Source organism: Aeromicrobium piscarium, from assembly GCF_007421815.1.
Lineage (GTDB): Bacteria > Actinomycetota > Actinomycetes > Propionibacteriales > Nocardioidaceae > Aeromicrobium > Aeromicrobium piscarium.
In genome coordinates, this window is record NZ_VLNT01000002.1 from 169,668 (window position 1) to 182,103 (window position 12,436).

Here is a 12,436-nt window from a genome sequence, read left to right on the forward strand (position 1 = left end):
GTAGGCTGTGCGCCATGCGCCTGCTCATCACGGCGGAGTCCGCGTCGAGCCGGAAGCGGCGCGACGTCATCGTGGGTTACACCCCCTCCAGCACCGTCGCAGATCTGGAAACCCAGCTGCACGAGGTGCTCGAGGGCCGACGCCATGCCGATCTCAGCAATGTCGTGGAGCTCACGTCCAAGCGTCCAGGGTGGCCATCGTCGCCGCAGGGAGGTCTCTACCTCGGCGACCGCCGTCTCGACCCCGACGAGCCGATCACCACCTCGGGTGTGCGCCATGGGGCGGTCGTGGGCCTCGGCGGGCCGAGTTCGCATCGCGGAGAAGAGCCGGACGGCGTCGTCGAGATCCGCATCAGCTCGGGGGTGGGAGCCGGGCGGGTCTATCGGCTCGGTATCGGCACCTCGACCATCGGCAACGCCGCTCACTGCACGATCCGGCTCGCGCAAGGGCCCGAGACCGCGGCCCGACTCGAGGTCGGACCGCGCGGGGACATCATCGTCACCCCCGATCCATCGACGATCGGCGAGGAGATGGCGGCTCCCTTCCGGCGCGAGCCGGCGACCGAACCGATCATGCTCAGCGCCAGCACCGTCACGACCCGTAAACGGCGACGATTCGGCCGCAAGAAGAATGTCGAGAGCATTCTCGAGCAGGGTGAGAGCATCGACCCGACGGCGCCACTGCCGCTGGTACGGTTGGAACGGCGCCCCCTCATCGACGGCACGGTCTGGGAGCCCGGCGCCGTCCTCGGCATCGGAGACATCCTGCTCGAGCATGTGCCGGTCACGACGGCCGACGCCTCGCTGTCGCCGGCCGTCGCATCGCCCGAGCTCGACTACAACCGTCCGCCGCGCCTGCACCCGGCCGAGCGCGTCCGCGAGTTCAAGCTCCCCACCGAGCCGCGCCGCCCGGACAAGATGCCGATCCCGATCTTCATGGTGCTGTCGCCACTCCTCATGAGCGGCACGATGTTCTTCGTCACGCGATCGATGTACTCGCTCATGTTCATGGTGATGATGCCGATGATGATGCTGCTGAACATGACGGGGTCGCGTCGGCAGCAGAAGCGGCGCTACCTCGACCAGCTGGCCGAGTTCCATCGGCGCCGCGCCGACGTGGAAGAGGCCGCGGTCGCCTCGCTGCTCGACGAGCGCTCCCAGCGGCGCGGCCTCTACCCCGATCCCGCCTCGGTGCTGCTCTTCGCCACCGGTCCGCGGGCCCGTCTCTGGGAACGGCGCCGCTGGGACCCGGACTTCCTCGTCTTGCGGGTAGGCACCTCGGACGTGGCCTCGGATGTGATCGTCAAGGACTCCACCCGCGAACAGCACGAGGGACCACTGCGTTGGACCGCGCCGGACGTCCCCGTCGCCGTGCCACTCGCCACGACGGCGGTCCTCGGCATCGCCGGTGAGACGGCCGACGTGCATCGCACCACCTCCTGGCTACTGGCCCAGATCGCGACGCTGCACTCCCCCACCGACACCCGTCTCTGGATCTTCAGTTCGTCGCGCGGGGCGGCGTCCTGGGAATGGACCAAGTGGCTCCCGCATGAGCGGGCCGGCGACGATCACCCCCGTCCGGTGCGACTCGCACACGATGAGGACGACCGTGCCGCCATGATCGGCGAGCTCACCGCCGAGGTCGAGCGTCGCAAGGAGCTGGACACGGACGAACGCGAGGGGCTGCCCTCCATCGTGGTCGTGCTCGACGGCGCGCGTGAGCTGCGCATGGCGCCGGGCATGACCTCGCTGTTGAAGTCCGGCGCCTTCGTCAACGTCTACTTCATCTGCCTGGATCGCACCTCGCGCGAGCTGCCCGAGGAGTGTCGCTCGGTCGTGGAGATCGACGGACCGCTGGCCAACCTGCAGACCACCGCGGAACGGCACCTGGACGGCGTCCGCCGCGATGTGGTGGACGATGCCTGGCTCGACCGGCTCGGGCGTGCCCTCGCGCCGATCCGCGATGTCAGCACCGAGGACCTCAGCTCGTCGCTACCAGCCGCAAGCCGGCTGCTCGACGTGCTCGGACTGCCCGTACCGGACGGCGAGGCGCTCACCCGCCGCTGGTCCGGAGGCGGTCGCACGACGCGGGCGGTCATCGGCGAAGGCCTCGACGGACCCTTCACCGTCGACGTCCGCGCCGACGGCCCGCACGGGCTGGTCGCCGGCACCACCGGATCGGGCAAGTCCGAGCTGCTGCAGACGATCATCGCCTCGCTCAGCGTCGGCAACCGGCCCGATGAGTTCAACTTCGTGCTCATCGACTACAAGGGCGGCGCGGCGTTCAAGGACTGCCAGCATCTGCCCCACACCGTCGGCATGGTGACCGATCTCGACGGCCACCTGACGTCCCGGGCGTTGGAGTCGCTCGGCGCGGAGCTGCGGCGGCGCGAGCATCAGCTGGCCCGCGCCGATGCCAAGGACATCGAGGACTATCTGGCCGCCAAGGGCCCCGATGACGAGCCGATGCCGCGCCTGCTCATCATCATCGACGAGTTCGCCGCCCTCGTGGCCGAGCTGCCCGACTTCGTGAACGGCCTGGTGGACGTGGCTCGACGCGGCCGCTCCCTCGGCGTGCATCTCATCTTGGCCACCCAGCGGCCCGCCGGTGTGGTCAACGCCGAGATCAAGTCCAACACCAATCTCCGCATCGCCCTACGCGTCACCGATGCCAACGACTCCGAGGACGTCATCGAGTCGAAGGTCGCCGCCGAGATCCCCAAGTCCTTCCCCGGCCGTGCCTATGCCAGGCTCGGGCATTCCTCGCTGGTCGCCTTCCAGAGCTCGCGGGTCGGAGGACGCCCGGCTGGCGACGAACGCCCCGAGCTCGTCTCGCGGGCCTTCGGGCTGGGCGACCTGCGCGCCCTGGCGCCTCTGTCGGCCGAGGCGGAGGAGGACACGTCGACCCCGACCGATCTCACCACCCTCGTGCGCGCCGTCAACGCGGCGAACGATCTGCTCGGCCTGCCCGAGATGCGCAAACCGTGGCTGCCGCCCCTCCCGCAGACGCTGACCCTCGACGATCTCGACGACGCCGCGCCCGCGGACTCCGACGCGATCGTGTTCGGGCTTGCCGATGTCCCCCATCGCCAGGAGCAGCGCGTGGCCACCTGGGATCTGGTCCGCGGCGGTCACCTGATGATCGCCGGGCAGTCGCGCTCGGGCCGTTCTTGGGCGCTGCGGACCATCGCCGCCTCGATCGTGCGGACACACTCACCGGCCGATGTCCACGTCTACGGCATCGATGCCGGCAACAACGCGCTGCTGCCACTCGTCTCGCTGCCGCACGTGGGCGCTGTCGTCACCCGCACGCAGACCGATCGCCTGTACCGGCTCTTCGACTTCCTCGGTCGTGAGCTCACCCGCCGCCAGCAGTCGCTCGCGAGCCAGGGATTCGCCGATGTCACCGAGCAGCGCGCAGCGGTACCGCCAGAGGAGCGGCTGCCCTATCTCGTCGTGGTGCTCGACCGGCTCGAGGGCTATGTGAGCGCCTTCGACTCCCTCGACGGCGGTGTGCTGGTCGAGCGTCTCGTCGGCTTGCTCCAGGAGGGTGTCGGGGCCGGCATCAGGTTCGTGATCGGCGCGGACCGCAGCGGCGTGCTCGGGCGGATCGCTCTGCTCGTCGAGGATCGGATCATGCTCTCGATGAGCGATGCGAGCGACTTCTCGGCGATCGGATTGTCGGCCCGCTCGGTGCCGGCCTCCATGCCGCCGGGTCGTGGTTTCCGGGGCGGCGAGCGCCCCGAGGAGCTGCAGTTCGCGATGCTCGATGCGAGCGGCGAGGGCACCGCACAGGTCCGGGCGCTGCACGAGATCGGTCGGCTGGCGGCTGAACGTCACCCCGATATCCCGCGGCCGCAGCGGCCGCAGCGTATCGACGAGCTGCCTGTCACGATCAGCCTGGAGGAGGCGCGCCAGCTCGAGCGCACATCGGCCCAGGACAGCCCGACCTTCGTCCCCATCGGCGTCGGCGGGGACACGCTCGCCCTCGTCGGGTTCGACCCGCTCGTCACCGGTCCGGGATTCCTCGTGGCCGGACCCCCGCGCTCTGGGCGCAGCACGTCCCTGCGCGTCGCGGTGGAGCATCATCTCTCCCGACGACGCGAGGTCGTGGCCTTCGCACCTCGCATCTCGGCCCTGCGCGAGGTCGAGGGGAAGCGCTACCGGCTCATGACCGGTCAGGAGCCGATCGACGAGATCCGACAGGTGATCGGCGGGCTCAGAACCCATCACCTCATCGTCGTGGACGATCTCGACGTGCTCGGCGCCGACTCACCCTTGGCGCAGTTCCTCTCCGAGACGCTGACGGGCATGCGCGACTCCCCCAATGCCATGATCGTCGCCGGCGGCATCGATGAGCTGGCGAGCTCGTACCGGGGCCTGCCGGCCGATCTCAAACGGGGCCGCACCGGCTTGGTGCTCGCCCCGCGGGCGGCAAATGACGGCGATGTCGTGAATGCACGCTTCCCTCGTTCGGTCGGTGCCTCGGTGCCGATCGGGCGAGGGCTGCTGGCCACCCCCACCGGATTCCGGTGGGTCCAGGTGCCGCAGCCCTGAGCCCCGGCCTAGGAGAAGGCGCTCGGCGTTACTACTGGGTTGCGCGTGAGGTGTTCGATGTCATCGACGGGCCGGCCGTCGTGTCTGAGACGACGGGGCAAATTCTCCCTGTGGATAGTCGCTGGACGTGTCAGTGGGACCTGCGATGATGGGAACATCAGTTCGACGCATGTGGGGGTTCCGATGGGTGTGGTGGTGGATCGTCTGGCCGGTGGTCCGGCGGCGATCGCTGCCGCGCGTGAGGGGCTCGCCGGACTGGATGCGGGTGAGTTGGTGGAGGCGCATCGGGTGGGGCAGGAGATTCTGCGTGAGGTGCAGGCGTTCCTTCTCGCCGTGACCGCTGAAGGGGCGCGCAAGAAGGCGCACGAGCAGACCTCCGCACCGTCCATGGATGCGTTGATCGCCGAGACCTCGGGTATCACCCGGCGCGACGCCGCCCGGCAGCGCCAGCGCGCCGAACGCCTCGAGACGGCGCCTGTGCTGGCCGGACAGCTGACCAAGCCCGGCATGTCCACCGACAAGGCTCAGGTGGTCGCCCGCGCCATGGATGATCTTCCCCGCGACCTGTCCGCGGCCGACCGCGGCATCGTCGAACGTGATCTCGCTGAGGCGGCACCAGGCATGAGCCTTGAACAGTTGCGGCGCAAGGCCCGTCGGGCGGTCGAGATCGTCGACAAGCCCCGCGCCGACGCGATCGAAGACCGCGCTCTCACCCGCCAGGAGGAGGCGGCACAGCGCAAGGTCAGCTTCTGGATGACCCGGCCCGATGATGCTGGCATGGTCAAGGGCGGATTCGAGATCGACGCGTTCACCGGCGACATGCTGCGCTCCGTCCTCGAATCCAAGACCTCACCGCGCTACCGCGGCGCTGACGCTGAGGTACCCGAATCGACGTCGGTCGGCGACCAGCCGGCCTATCCGGAGAAGCTCGGTCGCGCCTTCTGCGATGTCCTGCGGCACCTGCCCAAGGACGGCTACGGCAACCACGGCGGTGTCGCCGCCACGCTCATGGTCACCGTCACCGAGGACGCCCTGCGTGGTCGCACCGACCAGGCCGGCGTCACCGACCATGGCACGCATGTCTCCGCCGGGCAGCTGCGGATGATCGCCTGCGGCGCGGGCATCATCCCCGCGGTCATGGACGGCGACTCGGTACCCCTCGACCTCGGCCGCAGCAACCGGCTCCACACCGAGAAACAACGACGCGCACTCGCGCTCAGGGACGGAGGGTGCGCGTTCCCGGGCTGCGACCGACCGCCCAGTTGGTGTGAAGCCCACCATGTGAGGCCGTGGTCCGAGGGCGGACCGACCAGTGTCGACGACGGAGTCCTGCTCTGCGCGCATCACCATCGCAAAATTCATCACAGCAGGTGGCGAGTCATCATCAACCCCCGCGACCGACTCCCCGACTTCTACCCACCCGGATCCACCACGCCCATCCGCAACACCCGCTACCGACCACTCATCGCCTAGACCGTCGCGCCAGTAGGCGCGGCGTTGCGAACGGCGCATCCTTGGGGATGCTCCGCCATCGCCAAGGGCTCCGTCCAGGGAGGTGCCCCCACTGCGGAGCGCCCACGGGGCGGCGCGGCGTAGCCGGGGCCTACTGGCGCGATCTCTTAACGCACCTTCTTGACGATCGACTGCAGCTCACCGACGCCCAGGTCGTAGGGGCCTCCCGAACCGGAGATGGTCCCGGGCATCTGGAGCGTCTCGCCGTTCGGCAAAGTCGCCTCGACCGTGTAGTCGACGGTGACGCCGATCGCGTACGACCCGGAGCGTCGGTACGCATGCTCGACGGCACCCTCCTGGCCGACCTCCGCATCGGCGATGCCGGCACCGGTGGCGGAGGCACCGTCGCCGAAGTTCCAGGTGACGTCCTCGGGTGAGAAGGTCAGCGGGATGTCGAAGCCGAGGACGTCGACATTCACCTGCTGGTCCGCGTCGTCGACGTACATATTCGTCGGGAAGTTGACGTAGCTGCGCGCGCCGGGCTCAGTAGTGATCTCCACCCCAGGGGCGACGGCTCGTGCGCTGTCGATGATGTCGTCGATGGTGATCTGGCGGGGCCCCTCCTGCGGCGGCGGATCGTTCGCACCGCGGCAGATGACGCCGAGCCGCTCGAACTCCGGACCGTTGGGGAATGTGCCATCGGGATTGACGAGCCGACCGAAGTCCCAGTACCCGTTCTCTCCATCGGCGCAGTGGGTCTCGGCGTACTGATACATCTCGTGACACAGTGCATCGTTGATCTGCATGGGACGATTGGTCTCGGGGTCGTGCCTGATTCCGGCTTCTGGACAGTACGGCGCGTAGGCGTGTTCCATCCACGGTTCAGGGTCGGTGAAGATCGGCCGGTCGCCTCCGCCGCCTCCACCCGGGTCGGTGACCGAACCACCGGGGTCGGTACCGACGAGATCATCGTCGTCCCAGTCCCAACCGGCGAACGCAGGGCTGACAGTACCGATGAGAACAGCCGCCAGTCCGATGGCGGCGACTCGAAGTCCTTGTCTCACGGTCTCACTCCCCCAGGTTGAAGTTCAGCAGTGACCATACGTCACCGGTCCATCGGAGATTCAACGACGCCGGGACATCCTGCTCCGCAGGCAACACTTCGACGTCCTCAGGGTCCTCGCTGTTGATGCGCTCACCCCCGGGAATGTCCATGGTCAGCGAAAAATTGTGCACGTCGTCGCTGGTCTCGTGGTCCTGGACGATGAAGGTAGGTTCTTTCCCGGCGACCTGCAACTTCTTACTCTCCGCCGCAGCGAAGCGCTCCAGTGAGGCGCACCCCTCGCAGGTGGTCTGGTCGGCGATGTCGAGGACCGGATCGGCGTCGCCGGTCGCGTAGGCATAGAAGATCAGGTCCATCGCGTACTGCGCGAACTCCTCGGCGCTCTCCGACGAGTTCTCCTGATCCCCCGGAGCTGGGGGCGCCTCTGTGGCGCTCCATTCCCAGTCCTGCTCCTGCGCCGGCGTACTCTCCGTCCCTGCCTCGGGCAAGTCGGAGTCCTCCCCGCCGGAGCAGGCCGCCAGCGTGAGCGCCAACAGCACAGCGACAACCCCGGCACCACGTCGCCGTGAGACGAACGAGGTGCCGGGGTCGCGGGCCGTGTCGTCAGGCCACACCGTCGATCAGCGCGGCGAGGTGAGCGGCGAGAGCACGGGATGCTTGTCCTGCTCCTTGGCGCCCTCGGCGAACTTGTTGTGCTGGAAGGCGACATCGGTGCCCGCACCGGCGAAGGCCTGGCACAGGTTCGTCAGCGTCTGCTTGAACTGCACCCAGGACTCGTTGAACTGGGCGGCGCCAGCCGACTGCCACTCCTCATTGGCCTGCGTCAGCGATGCATCCACATTGGTGATCATCGTGTCGGTCTCCTGCATCGAACGCTGAAGCGTCGTGTAGAGAGCGTGCAGGTCTTCGATCCGTGCTCCGGCCATCTGATTTCTCCTCAGTACGTTGGTCCGTCCCCCGAACCCCGCCGAAGGACCACTGCGTTGACAAGACAGTACCGAACTCTACGATCTCTCCCCTAGTCCCGCCCACTCAGAGAGCGATCGAGGCGAGTCCTGGTACCTTCTTTCTCAGCTTCAGTGTCTTTCCAGCTTCACTGTCGAGGGGTGGATCGGTGACCGACCAAGAGGACAACCAGTACAAGGCCGCGCTCGGGCGCGCACGGACGCGGATCGGCCAGGAACGCGATGCCTTCGATATCGGGGGCGATCCCACATCGGCGGTCACCCGGGCCATCGCGACCGACGGCGGATGGGACTGCAGCGAGGCCGATGGCTGGCTGGAGGACCTCTCGCATCAGGTCAGCGGGCTGCGCGAGGCCTTCGATCAGGCATGGAACGACATCAACTCGGCCCACGAAGCCCAACCCGACAAGGTCGACGAGGGTGACTGGCGCGGACGGGCGTACTACACGCTCCAAGGCCCCCTGATCCTGCAGGCGTACTGACATGACCGTGCGCATGAACGTCGACGCCCTCGATTCCGCGATCTCCGCGGTCGAGGAGCTTGCCAATGACATCGCCAATGCCCGTACCGCCTGCATCAACGCCGTGCCGTACCGCGGGCCGTCGCTGTCGAGCCTGACCGGGAATTCGGTCACCGTGACCGCGCCGGAGTGGCTCAGGGAGCAGAAGACCGACCCGCTGGGTGTCGTGCTCGATCTCGCCCGTCTCCTCGACACCGATGGCGAGGGCGAGGTCGTGTGGACGGGATCCACCGACGGCTCCATCCAGGACATCAAGGAGGAGCTCGGTCGTCAGATCGCGGCGCGCGCCGAGGATCTGGAGGATGTCGAGTCCTCTGAGGATCTCGACGAGTTCCTCGAGACGCTGGAACTGCTCGACACGTACGCCGACGATCCCGATGTCACCGGGGCCTTCGTCAACGCGATCGGTCCCGAGGGCCTCAACCGGCTGATCCAGCAGGCGGGTTCGATGACCGGCCCGTACGCCGACTACCCGAACCCGAACGGCATCTACGAGGACTCCTCGTACGGCGAGGAGTTCGAACGCGTCGTCGCCATGCAGGACACGCTGGCCGAGACGTTGAGCCAGAGTGTCGCCACGGCCTCCCTCGCCGGCAAGCTGCCCGACGACTTCGGTGAGGAGTTCGTCCGCGGCGGAGACCCGCGGTCCGCCGCCATCCTCTTCGACTACGCGGCCCGGGGCGGACACGAGTTCGGCTCGGAGTTCCTGGTCTCCGCCGGAGACGCTCTCCTGGAATGGGAGAACGGCGAAGGCGGGATGTACTGGAGCAACTTCCCGGGCGGGGACCAGCAGTACGGCACCGCCGATCTCGATGCCCTGCGCGACCCCACGGTGGCGTGGATGGAGGCGCTCTCGCTCAGCACGGACGGCTCACAAGAAGTGCTGCTCGACACCGACCGGGCCGCCTACCTACTGGAGAGATTCAGCCCGATGGAGGATGTCAACGGTGAGGCGGCCGGCAAGGTCCTGCAAACCGCCACAGTCGACCAGGCCCTCGATCCGGGCAATCACGGGCGCGACGCCGCCGCCATCTCCTCGTGGGCCATCGAACACTTCGGCGGCGACGCCGAGCCCCCGGACGGCATCAAGGAGGAGCTCGGGGGCATTCTCGGGGTCTACATCTACGACGTCTACGAGGCGATCCCCGGCCGCGGCCTGGATATCGAGCCGGGAACCTATGTCCGGCCTCCCGATGACCGCGGTGACGGTTGGCCAGTTCACGGAATCACGATCAATAACGAGGATCTGCGGGGAATCCTCGGCGATATCGGCGATAACGACAGTGCCGTGTCCATCATCGGTTCGGCCGCGAACAACTACAACCAGGTGCGTATCGACGATGCCGTCCAGTCGGCGATCGCCAACGGCGGCCAGGTCGGGGGCGACGATCCCATCACCATGACCACCGGCACCAATGCCGCCAACCTCGGCTTCCTGTACGACGGACTGCTCGAGGGCGGCATCAGCTCCGCTGAGGACGACGCCGCTCAGCGGCGTCGTATGGCCGAGCTCCTCCTGCTCCCGACGAACGCGATCGACGTTCCTGGAGGTCCGGTGGGCACCTATGTGGTGGGAGAGATCAAGAAGCACCTCACCAATGAGTTCGTCGGCGACGGTGTCAACGAGGCCATCACCGGAGCGAATGATGTCTTCACCCAGCTGTCCCGCCAGACCTGGTTGCAGACCTTCGAGACCATGCTCACGGCCGAAGGCGGCGACCAGCTCGATCTGGGCGACGCTCGGGACCAGTGGCCCACCAATGCCGCCGGTAATCCCATCCCGACCGAGGATCTCTCGGACCAAGAGGTGCTGAACCTCATCCTCGCGATCCAAGACGGTGACGGCGGCTATGCCTCCACCGCGCTGTCGGAGGCGGCTGCCCAGATGGAACGCCATCTCGACCGGTACGGCGTGAGTTGATGCGACGCGCCTCCTGGCTGGGCTCCCTCGCGGCGACGGTCGGCATCTGCGGCGCCGTCACGGCCTGCGGGTCGACGCCAGCCGCACCCGACCGTGCCTGCTCCATCGACGGTGCGACCGTGGAGAACCTGGCCGGCACCGCGGAGTTCTCCGCGGACGACGCCGAGATCGGCAGCGACCTCCCACTCGGCGAGCAGAAGGTCGACGCCTCCTGCGATATCGGCGTCGGCGACCACACCATCACCGTCGTATCGGTCGTCCTCACCGCGCAGGATGCCGAGAGTCTCAGCAAGACGTACGCCGCGTCGCCCCATGCCTTCTCCGATGACGAGGGACTCGGCGTCGTCGGGGATCACGTCGGGGGCTACCTCTGCGGACGAGTCGACACCCGCCTCGTGTTCGATGACGAACTCGAGGCACCCTATGACGAAACCACCATGCGCGCTGCGCTCGCCGACGTCGTCGCCGAGGTCGGCTGTTACGACGGCGAGAGCTGAACTCAGCGGACGCGCTTGACGAGGGACTGGACCTCGCCGACCGTGATCGGATAGGGGTCGCTGGTGTTGGTGATCGGCACATCGGCGTCGATGGACTCGCCGTCGACGGTGACCGTGGCTGTGTAGTCGCGGGTGACGGTGATCGAGTAGGCGCCGGCGCGGCGGTACTCGTGCTCTACGGCGCCCGCCTCGCCGATCGCGGCGCCGACGATGCCCGCACCCGAACCGCCTGACCCGTCCCCGAAGCTCCAGGTGATGTCGCTGGGGGTGAAGGACACGCTCACCTCGATCGGCAGGTCCTCCATCGGCACGACGAAGGGTCCGTAGGTCTCGTCGCCGGTGGCCACATTGGTGGGGATGTTGACGTAGGTACGCGCCTCGGGTTCGACGGTGATCTCCGGCTTAGGCGCCAACTGGACGATCTCGTCGAGGATGTCGTCGATGGTGATCGGCTCGTTCGGGTCCGGGGTGTCGGCCCCTCGACATTGCAAGCGCTCGAACTGCCAGGGCTCGTCCGAGCCGCGTTCGCGAGAGTACAGCCGGTACTGGATCTGCCTGTCCGGGCACGGGGCGATCGCGCTGCCGCAGAGGGCATCGTCGGGATTCTCCGGGCCGTTCACATCACAGGCGACGACCCATCGGTACTCTTTCGGGTCGACCCAGATCGGCGTTCCGCCGATGGGGTCCGGCCCGCGGTCACCGCCACCGCCACCCTCCTCACAGCCGACGCTGACTCCGCCGCCGATACCTCCGGTATCGCAGTCGGCGGCCGACGCGGAATCGACGGAGGTGACGACGACCGTGGCGAGAGAGGTCGCTACGAGCGCCAGCGCGAGAATCAGGCGCCGGATCATGGTGCCTGCCCCGGCAGCGTCCAGGTGCGGACCTTCCAGGAGCCGTCGACCCATTGCAGGTGGTAGTCGAACTCGCTGGACTCGGCCGGGAACTCCCCGCTCACCACGTTGGTCTGCGGATCGAGGATCTGGGCGGAGGGCGCGCGGAAGCTCGCCCGGACGGTCGCGGTGTCGTCCGTGACCTCGGCATCCTCGATGTCGATCGTGAGGGGTCCGGAGTACGCATAGACCTCGTCGCCGAGCCCCATCCCCGTCTGTGCGACCGTCGCGCATGGGGCACACTCACCGCGCGCCTCGTCCAGGATGCTCTCGCGGTCCGGCGTGGCCAAGGTGTACGCGAGCATGCGGATGACGTAGTCGGTGTAGGCCTCGGCGCCCTCCGCCGTCTGCTCCGGTTCGGGCCGAGTCGGCTTCTCCGCGGGGTCCGACGGCTGTTCGACCGCTGCCGGCTCGGACGAGGCCGGCGCCGTGGGCGCCGTGTCCGTTCCGTCCTCGCCACACGCGGACAGCGTGAGCAGAAGCGCCACGCCGGCGATGACCTTGCGCACCGCAATCCCCCTGTCATGGATGGTCGTCCGTCGCAGTTTACGATATTCCCCGCCTTCGT

General features: G+C 67.8%; 10 protein-coding genes. 5 read left to right on the forward strand and 5 right to left on the reverse strand.

Annotation, left to right across the window (positions count from 1 at the left end; translation table 11 throughout):
- Nucleotides 1-14 precede the first annotated feature (14 nt).
- Nucleotides 15-4,556 (forward strand): FtsK/SpoIIIE domain-containing protein, encoded by a 4,542-nt coding sequence (locus FNM00_RS03655; RefSeq protein ID WP_143911656.1) that lies wholly within the window; start codon nt 15-17, stop codon nt 4,554-4,556.
- A gap of 183 nt (nt 4,557-4,739) precedes the next feature.
- Nucleotides 4,740-6,029 carry an HNH endonuclease signature motif containing protein gene (locus FNM00_RS03660; protein ID WP_185972953.1) on the forward strand — a complete coding sequence of 430 codons (1,290 nt, stop codon included), beginning with the start codon at nt 4,740-4,742 and terminating at the stop codon, nt 6,027-6,029.
- A 146-nt stretch (nt 6,030-6,175) separates the two neighbouring features.
- On the opposite strand, the gene FNM00_RS03665 is transcribed toward FNM00_RS03660, so the two are convergent.
- From FNM00_RS03665 to FNM00_RS03675, 3 genes are read right to left on the reverse strand one after another with little or no spacing between them, the layout of a single operon-like run.
- On the reverse strand, nt 6,176-7,072 hold the full coding sequence (locus FNM00_RS03665) for a hypothetical protein (protein WP_143911658.1): 897 nt from the start codon (nt 7,070-7,072) through the stop codon (nt 6,176-6,178).
- Nucleotides 7,073-7,076: 4 nt separating this feature from the next.
- Nucleotides 7,077-7,685: a DUF6318 family protein gene (locus FNM00_RS03670; protein ID WP_143911659.1), complete on the reverse strand. Its 609-nt coding sequence runs from the start codon at nt 7,683-7,685 to the stop codon at nt 7,077-7,079.
- Nucleotides 7,686-7,691: 6 nt separating this feature from the next.
- Nucleotides 7,692-7,997, reverse strand: a complete 306-nt coding sequence (locus FNM00_RS03675; RefSeq protein WP_087623019.1) for a WXG100 family type VII secretion target — start codon at nt 7,995-7,997, stop codon at nt 7,692-7,694.
- Between the two features lie 188 nt (nt 7,998-8,185).
- Here FNM00_RS03675 and FNM00_RS03680 point away from each other — a divergent pair, with 188 nt between their 5' ends.
- Genes FNM00_RS03680 through FNM00_RS03690 form a run of 3 tightly spaced genes read left to right on the forward strand, consistent with a single transcriptional unit; the run spans nt 8,186 to nt 10,975 of the window.
- On the forward strand, nt 8,186-8,518 hold the full coding sequence (locus FNM00_RS03680) for a hypothetical protein (RefSeq protein ID WP_143911660.1): 333 nt from the start codon (nt 8,186-8,188) through the stop codon (nt 8,516-8,518).
- A 1-nt stretch (nt 8,519) separates the two neighbouring features.
- The gene (locus FNM00_RS03685) at nt 8,520-10,478 is read left to right on the forward strand and encodes a hypothetical protein (RefSeq protein WP_143911661.1); all 1,959 of its coding nucleotides are present in this window, start codon (nt 8,520-8,522) and stop codon (nt 10,476-10,478) included.
- The gene (locus tag FNM00_RS03690; protein ID WP_143911662.1) at nt 10,478-10,975 is read left to right on the forward strand and encodes a hypothetical protein; all 498 of its coding nucleotides are present in this window, start codon (nt 10,478-10,480) and stop codon (nt 10,973-10,975) included. The genes FNM00_RS03685 and FNM00_RS03690 overlap by 1 nt, the downstream gene beginning before the upstream one ends.
- Nucleotides 10,976-10,977: 2 nt before the next feature.
- On the opposite strand, the gene FNM00_RS03695 is transcribed toward FNM00_RS03690, so the two are convergent.
- Both FNM00_RS03695 and FNM00_RS03700 read right to left on the reverse strand, forming a co-directional pair.
- Nucleotides 10,978-11,829 (reverse strand): hypothetical protein, encoded by an 852-nt coding sequence (locus FNM00_RS03695; protein ID WP_143911663.1) that lies wholly within the window; start codon nt 11,827-11,829, stop codon nt 10,978-10,980.
- The gene (locus tag FNM00_RS03700; protein ID WP_143911664.1) at nt 11,826-12,377 is read right to left on the reverse strand and encodes a DUF6318 family protein; all 552 of its coding nucleotides are present in this window, start codon (nt 12,375-12,377) and stop codon (nt 11,826-11,828) included. Before FNM00_RS03700 ends, FNM00_RS03695 begins: the two co-directional genes overlap by 4 nt.
- Nucleotides 12,378-12,436 lie beyond the last annotated feature (59 nt).